General features: G+C 64.0%; 14 protein-coding genes. 2 read left to right on the top strand and 12 right to left on the bottom strand.

Features of this window, described 5'->3' with window-relative positions; translation table 11 throughout:
- Nucleotides 1-19: 19 nt before the first annotated feature.
- The 7 genes from GR138_RS09635 to GR138_RS09665 all read right to left on the bottom strand — a co-directional run bounded on the left by GR138_RS09635 (nucleotide 20) and on the right by GR138_RS09665 (nucleotide 4,237).
- Nucleotides 20-352: a hypothetical protein gene (locus GR138_RS09635; RefSeq protein ID WP_160858769.1), complete on the bottom strand. Its 333-nt coding sequence runs from the start codon at nucleotides 350-352 to the stop codon at nucleotides 20-22.
- A gap of 177 nt (nucleotides 353-529) precedes the next feature.
- Nucleotides 530-1,246, bottom strand: a complete 717-nt coding sequence (locus tag GR138_RS09640) for a DUF6065 family protein (protein WP_160858771.1) — start codon at nucleotides 1,244-1,246, stop codon at nucleotides 530-532.
- Nucleotides 1,247-1,338: 92 nt separating this feature from the next.
- On the bottom strand, nucleotides 1,339-1,641 hold the full coding sequence (locus GR138_RS09645) for a DUF6958 family protein (RefSeq protein ID WP_160858773.1): 303 nt from the start codon (nucleotides 1,639-1,641) through the stop codon (nucleotides 1,339-1,341).
- Nucleotides 1,634-2,170 (bottom strand): GFA family protein, encoded by a 537-nt coding sequence (locus GR138_RS09650; RefSeq protein WP_160858775.1) that lies wholly within the window; start codon nucleotides 2,168-2,170, stop codon nucleotides 1,634-1,636. The genes GR138_RS09645 and GR138_RS09650 overlap by 8 nt, the downstream gene beginning before the upstream one ends.
- A complete protein-coding gene (locus GR138_RS09655; protein WP_160858777.1) occupies nucleotides 2,121-2,801 on the bottom strand; it encodes a TetR/AcrR family transcriptional regulator in 681 nt (226 codons plus the stop codon). The genes GR138_RS09650 and GR138_RS09655 overlap by 50 nt, the downstream gene beginning before the upstream one ends.
- Nucleotides 2,802-2,954: 153 nt before the next feature.
- Complete coding sequence (locus GR138_RS09660) at nucleotides 2,955-3,698, bottom strand: anti-sigma factor family protein (protein ID WP_160858779.1); 744 nt, start codon at nucleotides 3,696-3,698, stop codon at nucleotides 2,955-2,957.
- A complete protein-coding gene (locus GR138_RS09665) occupies nucleotides 3,695-4,237 on the bottom strand; it encodes an RNA polymerase sigma factor (protein ID WP_160858781.1) in 543 nt (180 codons plus the stop codon). The genes GR138_RS09660 and GR138_RS09665 overlap by 4 nt, the downstream gene beginning before the upstream one ends.
- Nucleotides 4,238-4,346: 109 nt before the next feature.
- Between GR138_RS09665 and GR138_RS09670 the strand changes: the two genes are divergently transcribed.
- A complete protein-coding gene (locus GR138_RS09670) occupies nucleotides 4,347-5,726 on the top strand; it encodes a S8 family serine peptidase (protein WP_160858783.1) in 1,380 nt (459 codons plus the stop codon).
- A 151-nt stretch (nucleotides 5,727-5,877) separates the two neighbouring features.
- Nucleotides 5,878-6,354: an Rrf2 family transcriptional regulator gene (locus GR138_RS09675; protein ID WP_210253450.1), complete on the top strand. Its 477-nt coding sequence runs from the start codon at nucleotides 5,878-5,880 to the stop codon at nucleotides 6,352-6,354.
- 6 nt (nucleotides 6,355-6,360) lie between these two features.
- On the opposite strand, the gene GR138_RS09680 is transcribed toward GR138_RS09675, so the two are convergent.
- The 5 genes from GR138_RS09680 to GR138_RS09700 form a co-directional block, all read right to left on the bottom strand.
- Nucleotides 6,361-6,888, bottom strand: coding sequence for an Rrf2 family transcriptional regulator (locus GR138_RS09680; RefSeq protein ID WP_160858787.1), 528 nt, complete (start codon nucleotides 6,886-6,888; stop codon nucleotides 6,361-6,363).
- Nucleotides 6,889-7,009: 121 nt separating this feature from the next.
- A complete protein-coding gene (locus GR138_RS09685) occupies nucleotides 7,010-7,795 on the bottom strand; it encodes a 4'-phosphopantetheinyl transferase family protein (RefSeq protein WP_160858789.1) in 786 nt (261 codons plus the stop codon).
- The gene (locus GR138_RS09690; RefSeq protein WP_160858791.1) at nucleotides 7,782-9,164 is read right to left on the bottom strand and encodes an MATE family efflux transporter; all 1,383 of its coding nucleotides are present in this window, start codon (nucleotides 9,162-9,164) and stop codon (nucleotides 7,782-7,784) included. The genes GR138_RS09685 and GR138_RS09690 overlap by 14 nt, the downstream gene beginning before the upstream one ends.
- Nucleotides 9,165-9,182: 18 nt before the next feature.
- A complete protein-coding gene (locus tag GR138_RS09695) occupies nucleotides 9,183-12,416 on the bottom strand; it encodes an amino acid adenylation domain-containing protein (protein WP_246200340.1) in 3,234 nt (1,077 codons plus the stop codon).
- Nucleotides 12,417-12,419: 3 nt separating this feature from the next.
- Nucleotides 12,420-16,784, bottom strand: a complete 4,365-nt coding sequence (locus GR138_RS09700) for a non-ribosomal peptide synthetase (protein ID WP_160858793.1) — start codon at nucleotides 16,782-16,784, stop codon at nucleotides 12,420-12,422.
- Between the last annotated feature and the right edge of the window lie 5 nt (nucleotides 16,785-16,789).

Genomic DNA, 16,789 nt, shown 5'->3' on the forward strand with positions numbered 1-16,789 from the left:
TCAGTTTTCTGCCGGGGTCTCAGTCGTCGTCCGAGGACGAGTTCGAGCTCGAATTGCTCGAGGAGTTGGACGAACTGTTCGAACTTGAATTGCTCGACGAATTCGAATTGCGGTTCGAGTTCGAATTCGAGCTGGAATTCCGTGAGGAATTCGAAGACGAGTTGGAGTTGCGGTTCGAACTCCAGCCGCCGCGGCGGTCGTCATCCCGGTCGCGTTTGTAGCGCGCCTGGCTCTTGCTGCTGTGCGTCATCTTCTTGAGGAACCGAAAGACCGGATCGTCGGCGACGGCCGGCGCTGGGGCCGTCGCACCGACCACCAGGAATGCGCTCAGTATGGCAATGAACTTCTTCATGGCGTTTCTCCTTTAAAGACAGCCTCGTTGGCTGCGAGGGAGGAACGGCCGCGAGAAGCGACTATTCCACAAAAATAAAAATATTTTCAACGAGATGGCCCCACATGAACAACGTATGCAGCAGCGCCGCCGCTCCGGGTTGCAGCGACGGTGAACGCAAGTGGTGCTGGCTCTGGACTACCGCTGCGCGCGGGCGAATTTCCGGTACCAGCCATCCGAGGCGAGGGTCTTGCGCAGGATCGTCTGGCGCATATTGCCCTCGACCTCGCTTTCGGCGCGGATATCTGCATCGAGATCGGATGTCTCGCGGCGGAATGGAATGACCTGGACGATCGGCGTTCCACGCTCCAGCACATGCAGGCCGTCCTCGCCGGTGGCGAAGAAAGGAAAGTGGATTTCCGAGTGGTAGGTATCGGTATCCACGACGCCCGCGACAATCTCGAAAATGCCGTTCGGCCGGTTGAGCGGCGGCACGAAGAGGCAGCTCCAACCGGGCGGCGTGCGGATGGTCCAGTAGTTGTGGAACTTGCAGGGCGGCATCGGTTCGCGCGGATTGCCGGCCACCTGATGGCTGGCATGATTGCTGACAAGCGTGCGGTCGAAATCCCAGCCGCAATCGACCTTCTTGCCGCCATCGGAAATTTCCATGCGCACGGTGGCGGCAAGCCCGATCACCCAGCCCGCAGCCATGGCATCCAGGAAGGGCATGCAACGCTTGACCGTGATGCCGCTGTTGTTCGGCGAGACATGGGCCTCGTCGACCGGCGGCAGCTTGCGGAACCATTCCGGCAAGGCGGTCTTGGCGCGAACGGGGGCCGGGATCACGCCCTCGTCTTCCTTGCGGCAGAGGAAGGTGAGCCGGGGCTGCGGTTTCTTCAGAAGGGCAAGTGTCATTGCTGTTCTCCTCGTCATCGATGGGAGAAGAACGGCGGTGGCGAGGTCCTATTCCCGGCCGACAAAAAAATCGTCCGGGAACAGGCGGGGTGTCAGGTGAGGCGGTAGAGTTGCACGGGCCGCTGCGGCGCGCGCTTGATGATGCCCTTCGCTTCGAGGTCGAGTTGCACGGCCTTCATCCACCAGCCGGCCTTTTGCCGCTCGGGAAAGTTCGTCTCCGACAGGAACGGCAGCAACGCCTCCTGTGCCTGCGCGACCGTTAAACCCGGAGCCTTGTCCGGCAGGGCGGCGAGGAGGGCTTCACGCATCGCCAGATATTTCGTCCGGTCGACCCGTTCGGTGCGGCCCGGAACATTGATATTCTGGATTTCGATCTTCTCGGATTTCTCAGGCATCGATCGTCCCCGCGATAGCGATTTTCGGATTGCGGAAACCCATGGCGATCCACGCTGCCAAGAGTTTTGCATAGAAGGCGACGGTGTGGGTCTTGAGGTTCGGCATGTCGGCCGGCAGGCCGGACGTATCGGCAAGATCGCCGACCATCGTGCGTAGCTCGGCCTTCGGTCGCGCCTCTTCCGGCCAAAGATGAAGGTAGAGACTGAGCCAGTGGGCGCCTTTCATCTCCAGGAAGACCGGCGTGTTGCAGCAGGTGGCGACGACGCGCCGCGATCCGGCTGTCGGCGACAAACGAAACTCCTTGAGGTTCTCTTCGCCGGACAGGATGCGGATCCGGTCCTTGCGGTATTCCGCAGCCGACGTCGCGTGGTAGGCGGTCAGGGTGTTGCGGGCGCCGGGAAGGGCCGCCAGCCGGCCGGCCGCCGCCCGGCAACTGTTGCAAAGGCACTCGGAAACCAGGATCGGGTTTCCGCTGACTTCAAGGCGCGTCTGCCCGCAGGCGCATCCGATATGGGTCAATCTGCTCATAGGCGTCATCCTCCGTGACGTTAAACAAATGTCGAATGTATCGCTCCAGATGATCGAGGCTTTCCCGCGCCAGCGCGGGATCATTGCCTGCCTTGGCCAGGACGAAGCCGCCCTGGAGAACGGCCTGCGTGTGGCGCGCCAGGCTTTCGGCCGTCCAGTCTGCGGAAATGCCGCGCTGCTGACGCGCCATTTCGATGTCGTCTTCCAGCGTCGCCGTATGGCCGAATATGCTGCGGCCGCAGGCATCGCGTATGTCGGGCGCACTTTCGTAGACTTCCTGCGCCATCGTGCCGACGAGGCAGGTGAACTCCTTCAATGCGCCGGCGATGATCGCCTTGCGGAAGGCGACATAGGCGAGAACCCGCGCCAGCGGATCGGCCGGTTCGTGATACGGCGCCGCGGCAAAGAAAGCCGACGTCGTCTCCGCCCAGAATTCCGCCGCCGCCACGCCGAGAGCTTCCTTGCTCCCGAAGTGATGGAAGAACGCGCCTTTCGTGACGTCGGCGGCCCTGCACAGGTCGTCGACGCTGGTGGCTGAGAAGCCTTTTTCGCGGATGATGTCGCGGGCCGCCTCCAGGAGACGGATCCGTGCGCTGCCACGTTCGGGTGCGTGTTTCGTAGGTCTCGACATGGCAAAAACATACCATACGGTTGGTATGTGTCAAGTATGAGTTTATATCAACCTATCTTGCGGTCATTGTCGGCCCGAACCTGCAGCCGATTGCCGACAATCCCCCTTTGCGGGAGCCGGACAACCTGGTCGTGTCGGGAAAAGGCTCCCTGCTTATGGAGCGAGCGCGATGCGCTCTTCCTCCGCAGAGAGCGGCGCACCAGCCTGAATGGACGCCAGATAGGCGTCGATCGTTTCCTGCGAGGAGGCCGGGACGTAGCCATCGGCCGCCGGGGCGGTCAGCGCTAGCCGCGTCGTCCAGCCGTCCTGCTGACGGCAGGCAATGGTGAGTGTGCGGCCGGCCGGCTCTTTCAGCTCGTATTCGCGGCAGACATCGCCGCGCTCATCGCGAAACGTCGCAATGACATGCAGCACCTTGCCCGAGGCATCGAGCGCGACATCCTTGCCGGAAGCCTCCCGGTCGAGCGCCGAGGCTATTTCAGCACCTGAATCCGCAGCCGGCGGGCCCATGCGTCCGACCGAAAAGCCGATAATACCGGTAATAACCGCAACTACGCTCGCGGCAAGCGGCATCAGCCAACGCCGCGCCGCCGGCGCCGCCACCGACTGCTGTCGCGGCTGGAAGGCAACGACATTGTCCTGCGGCTTGTCGGCCGCACGTTGGGCGTCCTCGGCCATCTGGCGCACCGAAACAAGCAGAGCCTCCGGCACGGGTTCGTCGATCAGCGGCTTCAGGGCATCGCCCACCAGCCGGCGGCTATCGAGGAACACGGCAAGCCGCTCGGCAAGCACATCGTCGGTGGCGAGCGCCTCTTCGAGCGCCTGGCTTTGCGCCTCGTCCAACTCGCCGTCAGCGAAGGCCATCAATGTTTCGTCGTCGAATTCCTGTTTGATCATAGAACGCCGCCTTTCATATCGGGCGAACGTCTTTCGCCAAAACTTATTCCCGTCAGCTCCATCAGATTTTTCCGCGCCCGGGCGAGGCGGCTCATCACCGTGCCGATCGGAATGGACAGAACATCGGCCGCATCGCGATAGCTGAACTCCTCGACACAGACCAATACGAGCACTTCGCGCTGCTCTTCCGGCAGCTTTTGGAGCGCTGCCATCACCTCGGCCAGATCCATGCGGGCGTGAGCGGCGGCCTCGCCGGACGGGACGGAAACGTCACGCGCCTCGTCGATATCGTCGTGCGGACCGGCGGTCTTCTGGCGGCGAAGATGATCGATCCACAGGTTGCGCAGGATGCGGAACATCCAGGCATCGAACCGGCTGTCGGGCGCAAAACTACCGGCGGCGAGGATGGCGCGTTCGCAGGCGGCCTGCACCAGGTCGTCGGCCAGCTCCCGCGAACGGCAGAGCGAAATCGCAAAGCGTCTGAGGTTCGGCAGGAAGGCCACAAGCCGTTCCGGCACCGTCTGCATGTCGTTGGTCATGCGATTTCTTTGGCACGCGATGGAATAAGCTGTCGAGTCAAACGTATGTCGAAAGTGCCGCGGCCGCAAAACGGATCGTGGAAAGAAAAGTCCCAGCCGGAGACGGAAAATGCTGCGCCACCTTGCAAAAGAATCCAGACGCCTTGCCGTCCTTCTCGTCGTTGCAACATCCGGCCTCGTCGTTTCCCCCGCTCTGCCCTTCCAGAGTGTCTCGATCGCCCTGGCAGACGACGACGATGATGATGGCGGCGGTGGCGGCAGCAGCGGCAGGGGCGATCGCGGATCCGGCGACTATCACAGCGGGCGCAAACCGCTGCGTGATCTGCGAACGCTCTTCCGCTGGCCGTCTCGCGAGGTGCGGCGGACGCCAGCGCGACGCGTCGTCGCTCTGCCGAACCGGGCGCAAAACGAGATCGTCGCCATCGGCCTCGACGCGGCCTCGCTTGCCGGACTGACCCAGGATGGATTTGTCATCGCGCAGCGCACACAGGTCGCGTTGACCGGCGGCGAGATGGTGCGGCTGCGCGCGCCGCAGGGCATGACGATCGATGCGGCCCGTACCGCGGTGGCCACACGCAATGCCGCGGCAACGGTGGACTTCAATCATTTTTACCAGCCACAGGCGAAAGACGAAGCCGCCTGCGCGGGCACGTCTTGCGCGCTCGTGCGCTACATGGTCGGGTGGCCGGCGGAGACGGGCAGTGATGGACCGCGTTGCCTGAAGCCGCAGCGTATCGGGCTCATCGACACCGCCATCAATGCCGATCACAGCTCCCTGGCGGAAGCCCGACTGGAAATCCTGCGCCTGGACGAGATGAGCGGCACGCCATCGGGGGCGCAGCATGGCACGGCCGTCGCGGCCCTTCTGGTCGGCGCACCGGGCAGTCGCGTGCCCGGCCTTCTGCCCGCGTCGGAACTCGTGGCGGTCGATGCGTTTCAGCGCCTGCGCAAGTCCTCGGATGTCGCGAATGTCTATGATCTCGTCCGCGCGCTCGACCTTCTGATGCAGCGCGATATCCGGGTGATCAATCTCAGCCTGACGGGCCCGTCGAACCTGTTGCTGGAGCGGGCGGTGAAGGCCGCGATCGAAAAGGGCACGATCCTGGTCGCCGCAGCCGGCAATGACGGGCCGAATGCCAAGCCGGTCTACCCCGCCGCCTATGAGGATGTGATCGCGGTGACTGCAGTGGACGCCGCGCGAAAACCCTATCGCCGCGCCGTTCGCGGCGGGCATATCGATATCGCCGCCCCCGGCGTCAACGTGTGGACAGCCGCCTCCGTTTCCGGCGCCCGCCAGAAAAGCGGCACCTCCTTCGCAGCGCCCTTCGTGACGGCTGCGGTCTCCGTCCTGGTCGCCACCAGGCCCGACCTTTCTCCGAGCGAGATTGAAGCGGAGCTTATGAAATCCACGGAAGACATCGGCCAGCCGGGCAAGGATCCCGTCTACGGATGGGGGCTTCTCAACGCAAAAGCGCTCTGCCAGGGCTAGCGCCCACAAGAAATATCGCGCCGATGCAGCGTTTTATTTTCCGGGCCGGAGTCCCAAAGGGGCTTCCCCGGTCGTCTCCCCTTCAGCAAGGCAGGCAGGGTTGGCCGGATCGGCACGCCCGTCCGGCGCAACGCGGTTGGGAGAAGACGCAATGTATTTCACTCGCCAGACTGAGATCGCCATTTCCATCCTGACGCTCTGCGCGCGGCAATCCGGCGGCTACATCACCGCTCAGGCGATCGCCGGGCAGATCTCCGCCAGCACGGAATCTGTCGAACGCATCATCTCCTTGCTGCTCAGAAACGGCCTGTTGCGCAGCCCGTGCCAACAATGCGGCGTACAGCTTGCCGTGGATCCCGAAGGCGTCAGCCTGGGCGCGCTGCTGCACATCACGCAGCCCAGCCTGCTGCGGCCGGCAAGGGAGAAGAAGCGGGCCAAGCCGCCCCTGACCGTCTTCAATCTCGTGGTCGAGGCTGCATCGTCCAATTTCCTGCGGCTTGCAGAGCGTTATACCGTCGCCGATTTCCTCGACGGGCGCACGCCGTCCGCTCGTTATGCCACGCGCGCCCGAAGCCCGGCATTGCAGGCTTCGCCTGCCCTGCGGCAGCAGGATTGCCGTGGAAATTGAGCGCTATCAGGCGTTGGTTTTCAACCCGTCATCCGCCGGTTGTCCGGCGGTGTTCGTGTTGGCGACGACCGGTGTTCGCAGGTTTCGAACGGGCCGGCCGGCCACGAGGTTGCAGTCGAGGCAGGCGAGCCCCACCGTCTCTGCCGGTGCGACAAGATCGGCGACGGTAAATCGGTCGAGCAGGCGCACGAAGAAGGACGACGCGGCCGCGACGATGTTGTCGAGCAACGGCTGGGTACCCGGAAACCCAATCGACTCTTCGACGCTTTCGCCTTCGAGTTCTGGCTGCGTGATCCGCAACACGTCCACGAGCTTGATGTTCGCCGGCTCCATGGCAAGGCGCACGCCGCCGCCCGGACCACGATCGCTATTCAGGAAGCCGTTGCGCACGAGCAAGGCGACGACCTGATAGGCATGATCCTTCGTCGCGCCGACCTCACGTGCGAGTTGCTGCGCCGGGAACTTCGTTTCCGGGCTTCGGGCACAGGCCGCCAATATTCCGATCGCGATCTCGGATTGCCGTTTCAAACGCATGGGCTTTACCCGCTCGGGGCGCTTTCAGGTTAATATACGGTTAGGTTGTCGCATATCTGGTCAGTCGTGGCCATGGTCAAATATACCAGGCTCAGGATTCCGCCCATTAAGTTTAACAGGCTCAGAGGACAAGCTTGGCAGGGGCAAGAATTCTGCAGTCGATTTCCTTGATATCCATCAGCGGTATGCTTTGGAACTGCCGCGGTCGAAGGGGAACGGCACCCGAAATTGTGAGCGACAGGGCATATTCCCCCCCTGCATCGAACGACCAGAGTTGCCAGCGGGAAGCCTCGTCATCGACCCCGTCGGCAAAATGAATGGCAGGCGCGCCTTCCGCTGGAAAGTGAATGGAGAAATCCGTCAGGGGTATGGAGAGCCCCATTCCCCGCGCCTTGATATAGGCTTCCTTCAACGTCCACAGGTCGAAGAAACGGCGGCGCTGCATCAAGGGCGGAAGGGCGAAAAGCGCCCGCGTTTCCGTTTCGGCGAAGAACCGTGCGGCAATGTCGGCAACGGTCTCCAGCCGGTCGAGCCGCTCGATATCGACGCCGGGAGATCGCGCCCGGCAGACCGCCAACACAATCCGGCCGTCCGTATGTGAGAGGTTGAAATCCAGCGCCCCGGCACCGTCGCCCACAATGCGCGGCCGTCCGTATGCGTTGGCGGCGAACTGCCATTCGGCAGGTTTGATGTCGGGGCGGTAGAGCGACAGCGTGCTGCGCACAAGCGCACGGGCGACGAGAAACTGATGGCGGTGCTGCGCGAAATGAAAACGGTCCCGGCGCGCGCCTTCCTCCGGATTGAGCATAGCGCCATAGCGGGCCAGAAGCGCCGGCGCGGTGATGGCCGGGTCGTCCGCGATATGCATGTGGATCTCGTCGGAGGGCAGAGCGTCAGGCGACGGCATGATGCGACATCCATCGACGGCGCAGCCAGCGCTGCAGCATGAAACCGGCCTTGATCGTCTCCTCGATGATCAGCGCGTACCAGACACCCTCCACGCCCAAGCCGGCATGAATGCACAGCAACCAGGCAAGAGGGAGGCCGAACCCCCAGGTGATACTGACACTGGCGACCACCGGCCAGCGCACATCGCCGACCGCCCGCAGCGACTGGAGCAGGATCGTGTTGAAGGCGAAACCCGGCTGAAGGAAAATCGTCAGCAACAGGAGGTGCTGGGAAAGAGCAAGGACCGTGCCTACCTGGCCGAACAATCCGAGAAATTGCGCCGAAAGCAGCCACAGCAGCGTCGCGAGCGCCATCGTCACCGTTGTGGCGATCAGGCTCGATCGCAGGGCCTGGCGATAGGCGCGTTCCGGCCGGCCTTCCCCGCATCGATATCCGAGCAGGACCTCGTTGCCCTGACTGATCGCCACGATGACGAGCACCAGGAAGGACATGGCGATCATGACATAGGTGCGGCTCAACACGCTCTCGACGCCGAAACCGGCGACGAAGCCGAGCAGCACCAGTTGATAGAAGCCGTAGCCGATGTAATCCGACACGCTCGGGAACGACAGGACAAGCATTCGGCGCACGGTTGCGACATGCGTCTTCAGGCTGCGAAAATCCGCACGCAGCCCAAGCTCACGTAACAGGGCGAGCCCGAACAGCAGCGCCATCAACACCCTGAAAAGGAGTGCGGCCAGTGCGGCGCCCTGTACACCCAAGGCCGGGATCGGCCCGGCTCCCAGAACCAGGACATACTCCGCGCCCATATAGAGTATCGAAAGCACGAGACCGACGAGCACGATGACGCGGCCATTGCCGAAGGCGCGCAGGCACGACATGGCGGCGGTAGCAAAGCCGTTGAAAAGCATCGCCACCGCGACGATGGAAAGATAGAGTTGCGTTTCACCCGCCAGATCCTGCGGCACGGCGAGAAACCAGAGCACGACCGGTGTCGCCACCAGAAGCAGGACACCGATCAAACAACCAAACAGCGCATTGGCACCGACGGCCAGCGCTGCAATGCGGCGCGCCTGTTCCTCGTCGCCCCGGCCGAGGCTGTGCGAGATCAGGATGACAGCGCCGATACCCACCATGCTCGACATCTCGAACGCGATCTGAAGGACTTGCCTTGCCACGGCAACCGCAGCAGCAGCACCCGGCGAATGGGCGCTGATGATCATCATGTCGACCAGCATCACTGCAAATGTCAGCAGCGATTGCACGAACATCGGAAAGCTCAGGTGGAGCAGCGTCTTGCGCGACCGGGACGCCGGGTCGCGGTCCGGTTCCGCGACGGTGTCGCCATAAGCCTGTGCTGCATCCATCTGTCCGGTTTCCAGTCTCTATGCGACGGTGCGCAGGGTTCGCCGCTGGGCGAGACGCTCGCGGCCGGCGAGCCGTGGCGTAACACGGTCATTTTCATTGGGCGAGTCCGCCCCATTGCCGGTCAGCGCGGCGATGCGACCGGCCATTGTCTCCAACGTGGGAAACCGGAAGACATCCGTGATATCCAGCAGAAGGTCCAGTCGCTCGCGTACCGCGCTCTGGAGCGTGATGACGAGCAGCGAATGGCCACCGAGGTCGAAGAAATTGTCGCTCAGGCCGACATGATCGGTTTGCAGAACCTCCCGCCAGATCGCGGCCAGCGTGGCAGCCGGTTCGCCGAAGACGGGTGGTGCCGCACCGCTTTCCACGGCCGCCGGCGGGCGCTGGCCTCGCAGCGCCTTGCGGTCGACTTTGCCGTTTGGTGTCAAGGGGAACCGATCCAGCGGCACGTAGACGGCCGGCACCATATAGGTCGGCAACGCCGCAACCATGTGGTCGCGCAGCAGGCCCGACGGATCGCCGGATACCGCACCGTGCCAGCGCAGATAGGCGACGAGCTGCTGGCTTGCCCCACGCTGCTCGACGAGAACGGCCGACTCCGCCACCTGGGGATGGGCGCAAAGTCGCGCCTCGATTTCGCCCGGCTCGATACGGTATCCCCTGAGCTTGATCTGGTTGTCGATGCGGCCGAGAAAATCCAGTGTGCCATTCTCGCGCCAGCGGGCAAGGTCGCCGGTGCGATAGAGATACAGACCGTCGTCCGCATTCAAACGGTAGGGGTTTGGCACGAACCTTTCGGCGGTCAGGCCGGGCTTGCCCCAGTAGCCGGGGCTCAACCCGGCCCCGGCGATATGCAATTCGCCGGCGACGCCGAGCGGAGCGAGCGCGCCGCGTTCATCGAGCACATAAAGCTCCGTCCTGTCGATCGGCCCGGCGACCGACACGCCTGCACCGGCAAGCATGCCGGGCTCGACCCTGATGGCCGCCGACCAGATGGTCGTCTCCGTCGGGCCGTAGAGGTTCCAGAGTTCGCGGCCGCGCTCCAGCAATTGCGCGGCAAGGCGGCTGTCGAGCGCTTCGCCGCCGCACAGGATGCGCAGGTCCGGATCACCCTTCCAACCCGCTTCGACGAGCATGCGCCAACCGGCCGGTGTCGACTGCATGAGCGAAGGGCGCATGCGCCCGATGAGATCGACGAGGTGCGCGCCGTCGCGGCTGGCACTGCCATCGGTGAGGACGACCGTGCCGCCTTGCGCCAGCGGTCCGAAAAGTTCCAGCCCGGCAATATCGAAACCGATCGTCGTCAAAGCGAGAAGGCGGTCGTCCGCGGTTATTTCCGGCCGGTGAGCCATTGCCTGAATGAAGTTGCTGAGGGCGCCGTGCCGGATGGCGACGCCCTTCGGCAGGCCCGTGCTGCCGCTGGTGTAGAGGATGTAGGCAAGATCGTCGGCATCGAGGAACGCCGGCGCCGGGACGTTCCCCGGCTCGACGATGCGCGGCTCGTCCACGCTCATGATCGGGATATCGCCGGGAAAACGCACCCGGAGGGTCGACGCGCGATCCGCCAGAACCAGCACTGTGCCCGAATCCTCCAGCATGTAGGCGATCCGCTCGGCCGGATAATCCGGATCGATCGGCAGGTAGGCCGCGCCCGCCTGCATCGTCGCGAGGAGCGCGCACAGCAGGTCCGGACTGCGGTCGAGGCAGACGGCCACGACGGAGCCCCGCCCCACGCCGTGGGCACACAGCCGCGCGGCCAAGGCGCCGACGCGTCCGGCAAGCTCGTGATAGCTGAGGGCGCTGTCTCCGGCCGCGCCGGTATAGACGACAGCCGTCTTCTGCGGCGTCTGGGTCGCCCGAGCAAAAACCTGCTCATGAATCGGAGGCGTCAAAGGCGCGGGCCGCCCTCGCCCCATTTTCAGCAAGTGCGCCCGCTCCTCTGGGAGGAGAATGTCGAATTCACCCAACCGGGCGTCCGGGCGGGCGGCGAACGCGGACAGCAATCCCCTATAATGCCGCAGCACCCGCCGGGCATCTGCCTGGGAAAGACGTCCCTGATCGACGGTCAGTGCCAGCACCGTCTGTTCGCCGGGGAAAATCCTCAGCGCAATCGGATAGCTCGTTCGCTCGTAACTTCCGGGATCGCTAAGCGAAAGCGCGCTATTCTCCCTGGCAAAGGCATCCTGCATGGACAGCGGCAGATTTTCGACAATCAGCAGCGTTTCGAAAAGCGGCCGGTTCGCCCCTGCCCCGCTCCAGCGTTGGATATCGGAAAGGGCGGCATGGCCATGCTGCTCGCGCTGGCGATGCCCGGCCTGCAGGTCGCGCAGCCAATCGACAAGCTTCCGTGCGGGCGCGGTCTCGACCCGTAGCGGGACCGTGTTGAGGAACAGCCCGACCATGGTTTCCGATCCGGGCAGCTCCGCCGGCCGGCCGGCGAGAACGGTTCCAAAGATGACGTCATCCTTGCCGCAATAGCGGGACAACAGCAGCGCCCAGGCGCCTTGTAGGACCGTGGCGAGCGTCAGGCGTTCCCGTCGCGCGATCGTCGCAAGCTGTGAGGCTGTCTCGGCATCCAGGGTTTCGCGGATTTCGAAACCCGCGTCTTCCTGCTCGTCAGCACCACGCTCAAGACCGAACGAGACGTCGTCGGGTGCGTCCGCCAGCTCGTCGCTCCAATACGCCCTTGCCGCATCGACATCCTGACCGGCGCGCCAGTCGATATAGCGGCGATAAGGCGGAGGCGCGGGCGGCAGGGCGTGGCCGGCATAGGCTTTCAGCATCTCACCGACGAGCAGCGAACTGCACCAGCCATCCATCAGCAAATGGTGGAAGCTCCAGAGGAAGCGATGCCGATCCTTGCCGAGCCGGATGAGGGCGAAGCGAAGAAGCGGCGCCTCGTCGAGCCGGAAGCCGCGGCGGCGGTCGGCTTCGAGCCATTCGACGAAGGCCTTTTCCTGTTCGGGCGCGTCGAAATGTGACCAGTCGTCAATATGCCAGTCCGGTTCAGCCTCGTCATAGACGACCTGCACCGGCCGATCGAGATCGACCCAATGGCATTCGCTGCGCAGGACGTCGTGCCGGCCGATCACCCGCCGCCAAGCCGCCTTGAAAGCCTCGAGGTCGAGTGGTCCTTCCAGCACGCACCAGCATTGCTCGAAATAGGTTCCGGACTCCGGCGCTTTCAGGGAGTGGAAGAGCATGCCGCTCTGCACGGGCGTCATTTCGAAGACGTCGACAACCTCTGCCAAGGCCTATCCCTTTCGTTGTCTGAGTTTGTCGAGCAGGCGGTCGACTTTGGCGGCCGCCGCACCGTCATCGGCCTTGATGGCCGTCAGGGCGGCAAGATGCTGGGCGGCGATCCGCTCCACCGTCTCCTGCCCGAACTGGGCGGGATCATAGTGCCACCGCAGATCGAGAACGCCCGCGCGACGGGCTGTGTGCAGTACAAGGCCATAACCGTCCGGGAGGACAGGGTTTGGAACCGACAGCCAGTCCAGGTGCGCATCGTCGATTTCCTGCCAGCAGAACAGGACATCGCCGCGGCCTGCAGCCGGATCAAGCCCCTGGCCGAAATCGGCGAGAAAGGCACCGCGACCGGCAATCTTGGAGCCAGGCCCTTGCCGTGGAACCGGCAGGAGCCGCGTGAAGTTGCCGATCGTGCGTTGCTGCGCCGCGGTGGGCCGCGTGGAGGTCAACGCATCGATGCTTGCCGTTTCGCAACCTGCTGTCTGCGCCAGCACGTGCTCAAGTGCGGCCAACGCCATTGTCTCGATCGACGCTGCGAGATGGCGCGCCGTGGTCTCCAGTCCGCGCACGGCCTGTGCGTCGAGAAATGCGGAAACCTCGGCACGAGGCGCGATGGCGGCCGGTTTTCCGGTTTGCGCCGGCTCTATGGTGGACGGAACAGTCGCCATATCGTTTGCCAGCCATCCGTCATAGTCCCCCGTCGCATGCAGCGCGGGAATGCCGCCTGCGGCCAGCCTCGTAGACGTTTCCTTCATATCGCTGGCGATCCAGGTCAGCGCCTGGGCATCGAGCAGCAGCGGATGCGCCGCAATCGCGCAGGCCCGGTCGCCGCCCCGCTGGACGGTCCGCACACCGAAAGCCATGGCCTCCCCGTCAGACGCGACTGTCCGCGCCCATTGCAGAAGCGCTGCATCATCGTCCGCCGCTGTTTCCGACATAGCGTCGTAAAGACGCCCGCGCAGTGCGGGGTGATGGTTGGCGACGATCTCTGCTGCCTGCCTCGCATCATCGGCGGAACCCGGCCAAGGTAGGATGACGAGCCAAGGCTCAAGCGCAGCATTGTGGTTGTGGCGCTGCCAGATGCTCGATCGCGACGGCGCATCATCGTTCGCCATGACGGCCGCGGCCTGGGCGGCAACTGTCTGGAGTTCGAAGATCTGGGTTGGGCCGAGGCCGAAACCCGCCGCCTGTGCGCGGGCAACGATGCGCACACCGATAATGGAATCACCGCCAAGATCGAAGAAATTGTCCTCGACGCCGATATCGTCCCGCTTCAGCACGTCCTTCCAGATGGCCAGCAAAGCGTCTTCCGTCGCGTTACGCGGGGCGACGATGACGGAACGGGCAAGCGACACCTGCGGCACAGGAAGCCGCTTGCGATCGACCTTGCCACTCGGATTGAGCGGAAACGCTCGCAGCAGAACAAAAGCCGTCGGCACCATGTAGCGCGGCAGTTGCGCCATGAGCGACTGGCGAAGCGTCCGCTCCATCTGCCCGTCCTCGATCGCGACCGACGAATCCTGGACCAGCACATAGGCGACGAGCCGCTCGTTCGCCTCGTCGAGCATGACGATCGCCTGATCGACAACCTTGTCTTGCAGCAATCGATCCTCGATCTCACCGATCTCGATGCGGTAGCCACGGAGCTTCACCTGGAAATCGGTCCGCCCGACGAATTCGATTTCCCCGTTGTCCTGCCGGACCACGGCATCGCCGGTCTTGTAGAGGCGCGGCGCGGGGCTTTCCTCGTCATAGAACGGGTTGGGCACGAAACGTGCGGCGGCCAGCCCCGGGCGGTTCCAGTAGCCCGGGCTGAGGCACACACCGCCGATATAAAGCTCGCCGGTGATGCCGCGCGGAAGCGGCTCCAGATAGGGGTCCAGTACATGCAGATGCGTGTTGTCGAGCAGGCCGCCGATCGGAACTTTGCCGCTTTCCGCGTGCCGCATCGTCACCTGCAAGGCGCTCGCCCAGATCGTCGCCTCGGTCGGGCCGTAGACGTTCCAGAGGATCTTCGTGCGTTCCAGCAGGCGGCGGGCGAGCGGCGCATCCAGCGCCTCGCCGCCGCACAGCGCCGTCAGCGTCGCGCATCCCTGCCAGCCGCTGTCGAGCAGCATGCGCCAATAGGCTGGCGTCGCCTGCATATGGGATATCCGGTCGTCGGCCAGCACCTGCCCCAGCCGCACCGGCGCAAGCAGCAGGTCCTGGCCGTAGAGGATGACGGTGGCGCCGACGCTAAGCGGCAGCAGCATTTCGAGAATGGAGATATCGAATGTCGGCGTCGTGATGGCGAGCATCCGGTCGCCCGGCTTCAGGCCCGGCACTTCCGCCATGGACCGCAGGTGGTTCAGCAGGCTGGCATGGCCGATCGGCACGCCGTTGGGCCGTCCCGTGCTGCCGCTCGTGTAAAGCAGATAGGCGATGCGCGTCTGATCCGCCGACGGCAGTGCTGCCGGCTCAGCGGCCTGCGCCACCATTACCGATGGATCCATGCAGCGGTGATCGGGATAGGCTTGCGGCCGGTCCGTCAGGATCAGGCCGACGCCGGCGTCCTCCAGCACATAGGCGACCCGGTCCGCGGGATGGTCGGGATCGAGCGGCACGTAAATGGCGCCGGCCTTGAGGATGGCGAGGAAGGCGAGGATCGAATGTCCTTTGCCCGGCAGCGACACAGCCACCCGGTCTCCCGGCCGGACGGGGTCCGGCAAGGACAGCAGCGCGAAGGCAAGCAGATCCGTTTCGTGTTCGAGATCGCGGTAGGTCCAGATGCGGCCGTCGTTTTCCAGCGCGACGGCATCCGGATGATACCCGGCAACATCCGAAATTGCTTCGTGCACGGTCTTTGCGGGAAGAGGCCGCGCCACCGGTGTGCCGAGATCGATGACCGCCTGCCGTTCATCCCGCGCCATGTACGGCAATGCCGGCAGACGAGCATCCGGTGCCTGGATGATCGAGAGGAGAAGTTGCCAGAAATGCTGCGCCATGCGCTCGATGCGCCAGGAATCGAAGAGAGCGGCACGGTATTCGATCGTCAGGAGATATCCGGACTCACGCTCCATCATGTACCAGCTGAGATCGACCTTGGTTTCGCTCAAGGGTGCTGGGTGCTGGCAGACGGAAAGACCATCGATGCCGAAATCGACCGTCTCGGCGTTCTGTTGCCGGTATCCGCCCGATTGCAGCTGGAACATGATCTGCGAGAGCGGGTTTTGGCGCGCATCGCGGTTCATGCCGAGCGCATCGGCGAGCATGGGGAACGGGAAGTCCTGATGTTCGAGCGCGTCGGAAAAATTTTCCTGCACATGCGCGACCCACGCGGCGAAGGTCATACCGGGGTCGAGCCGGTTGCGCAGCACGAGCGTGTTGGTGAAGAGGCCGATCAGTTGCGCCGCTTCGGAGTCCGCGCGGCCGGCGACGGGCGTGCAGATGGTTAGGTCCTGTTGGCCGCAATACCGATGCAGCAGCAGCTTGAAGGCGGCCGCAAGCACGATGAAAGGCGTAGTGCCGAGCTGACTTGCGAGCGCGCTCACGCTTGCCGAAATCTCGCGGGAAACGGTCCGCGAAACGGTGGCCGACGCCATGTCGATGCTCGTGCGACGCGACCGGTCGGCCGGCAGTTCAAGCGGTTTGAGATCAGCGAGGTGTTTTTTCCAGTAGGCCTCCTGACGCGCGCATTGCGCGCCCTGAAGCCAAGCCTGCTGGTCGAGGACAAGATCGGCGAAACTGCGGGGAAGCGGTTGAAGGTCCGGTTCGACACCCTTCGAATAGGCGCGGTAACACGTCGTGATCTCGCGCATCAGCACACCGCGCGACCATCCGTCGGAGATGATATGGTGCAGGGTAATGGCCAGCAGGTGATCGTGTTCATCCACACGAACGAGATGTGCGCGCAGCAGCGGTGCCGTGGCGAGATCGAACGGTTCGGTGGCGATATTTCGTGCCACCTCTTCGAGCCGGTCGAGCGACCCGGCGACTTCGGTGTAATCCAGCCGGAATGTGCAGTGTGGCAAGACATCCTGCCACGGCTCGCCGTCGGTGACGGGGAATGCCGTGCGCAGAGGCTCATGCCGGTCGACGATCGTCTGCAGGCTGCGCTCCAGGGCATGGCGATCGATTGGTCCCTGGAACCGCCAGCGATAGGCAACGTGGTAGGCCGAGTTTTCAGGGTAAAGGCTTTGTTGCAGCCAGAAGTGCATCTGGCCGGGCGAAAGCGGCAGCCGCGCCGGGCGCAAAAGCACCGTTTCCTGCGGCGCGACACGCTCCCAGGCGATTCCCCTCGCCTCCAGTTGCCGGCGGAAATCGGCCCGCTGTTCCGGGCCGAGCGCCGCCACACGCGCACGAAGCAGGTCGATCGGATCAGCAGTGTTCACGGCTG

It is taken from the genome of Shinella kummerowiae, from assembly GCF_009827055.1.
Lineage (GTDB): Bacteria > Pseudomonadota > Alphaproteobacteria > Rhizobiales > Rhizobiaceae > Shinella > Shinella kummerowiae.

Coding starts and splice junctions, on each gene's coding strand:
- GR138_RS09635 (WP_160858769.1), bottom strand. CDS start 352: ATGAAGAAGTTCATTGCCATACTGAGCGCATTCCTGGTGGTCGGTGCG.
- GR138_RS09640 (WP_160858771.1), bottom strand. CDS start 1,246: ATGACACTTGCCCTTCTGAAGAAACCGCAGCCCCGGCTCACCTTCCTC.
- GR138_RS09645 (WP_160858773.1), bottom strand. CDS start 1,641: ATGCCTGAGAAATCCGAGAAGATCGAAATCCAGAATATCAATGTTCCG.
- GR138_RS09650 (WP_160858775.1), bottom strand. CDS start 2,170: ATGAGCAGATTGACCCATATCGGATGCGCCTGCGGGCAGACGCGCCTT.
- GR138_RS09655 (WP_160858777.1), bottom strand. CDS start 2,801: ATGTCGAGACCTACGAAACACGCACCCGAACGTGGCAGCGCACGGATC.
- GR138_RS09660 (WP_160858779.1), bottom strand. CDS start 3,698: ATGATCAAACAGGAATTCGACGACGAAACATTGATGGCCTTCGCTGAC.
- GR138_RS09665 (WP_160858781.1), bottom strand. CDS start 4,237: ATGACCAACGACATGCAGACGGTGCCGGAACGGCTTGTGGCCTTCCTG.
- GR138_RS09670 (WP_160858783.1), top strand. CDS start 4,347: ATGCTGCGCCACCTTGCAAAAGAATCCAGACGCCTTGCCGTCCTTCTC.
- GR138_RS09675 (WP_210253450.1), top strand. CDS start 5,878: ATGTATTTCACTCGCCAGACTGAGATCGCCATTTCCATCCTGACGCTC.
- GR138_RS09680 (WP_160858787.1), bottom strand. CDS start 6,888: ATGCGTTTGAAACGGCAATCCGAGATCGCGATCGGAATATTGGCGGCC.
- GR138_RS09685 (WP_160858789.1), bottom strand. CDS start 7,795: ATGCCGTCGCCTGACGCTCTGCCCTCCGACGAGATCCACATGCATATC.
- GR138_RS09690 (WP_160858791.1), bottom strand. CDS start 9,164: ATGGATGCAGCACAGGCTTATGGCGACACCGTCGCGGAACCGGACCGC.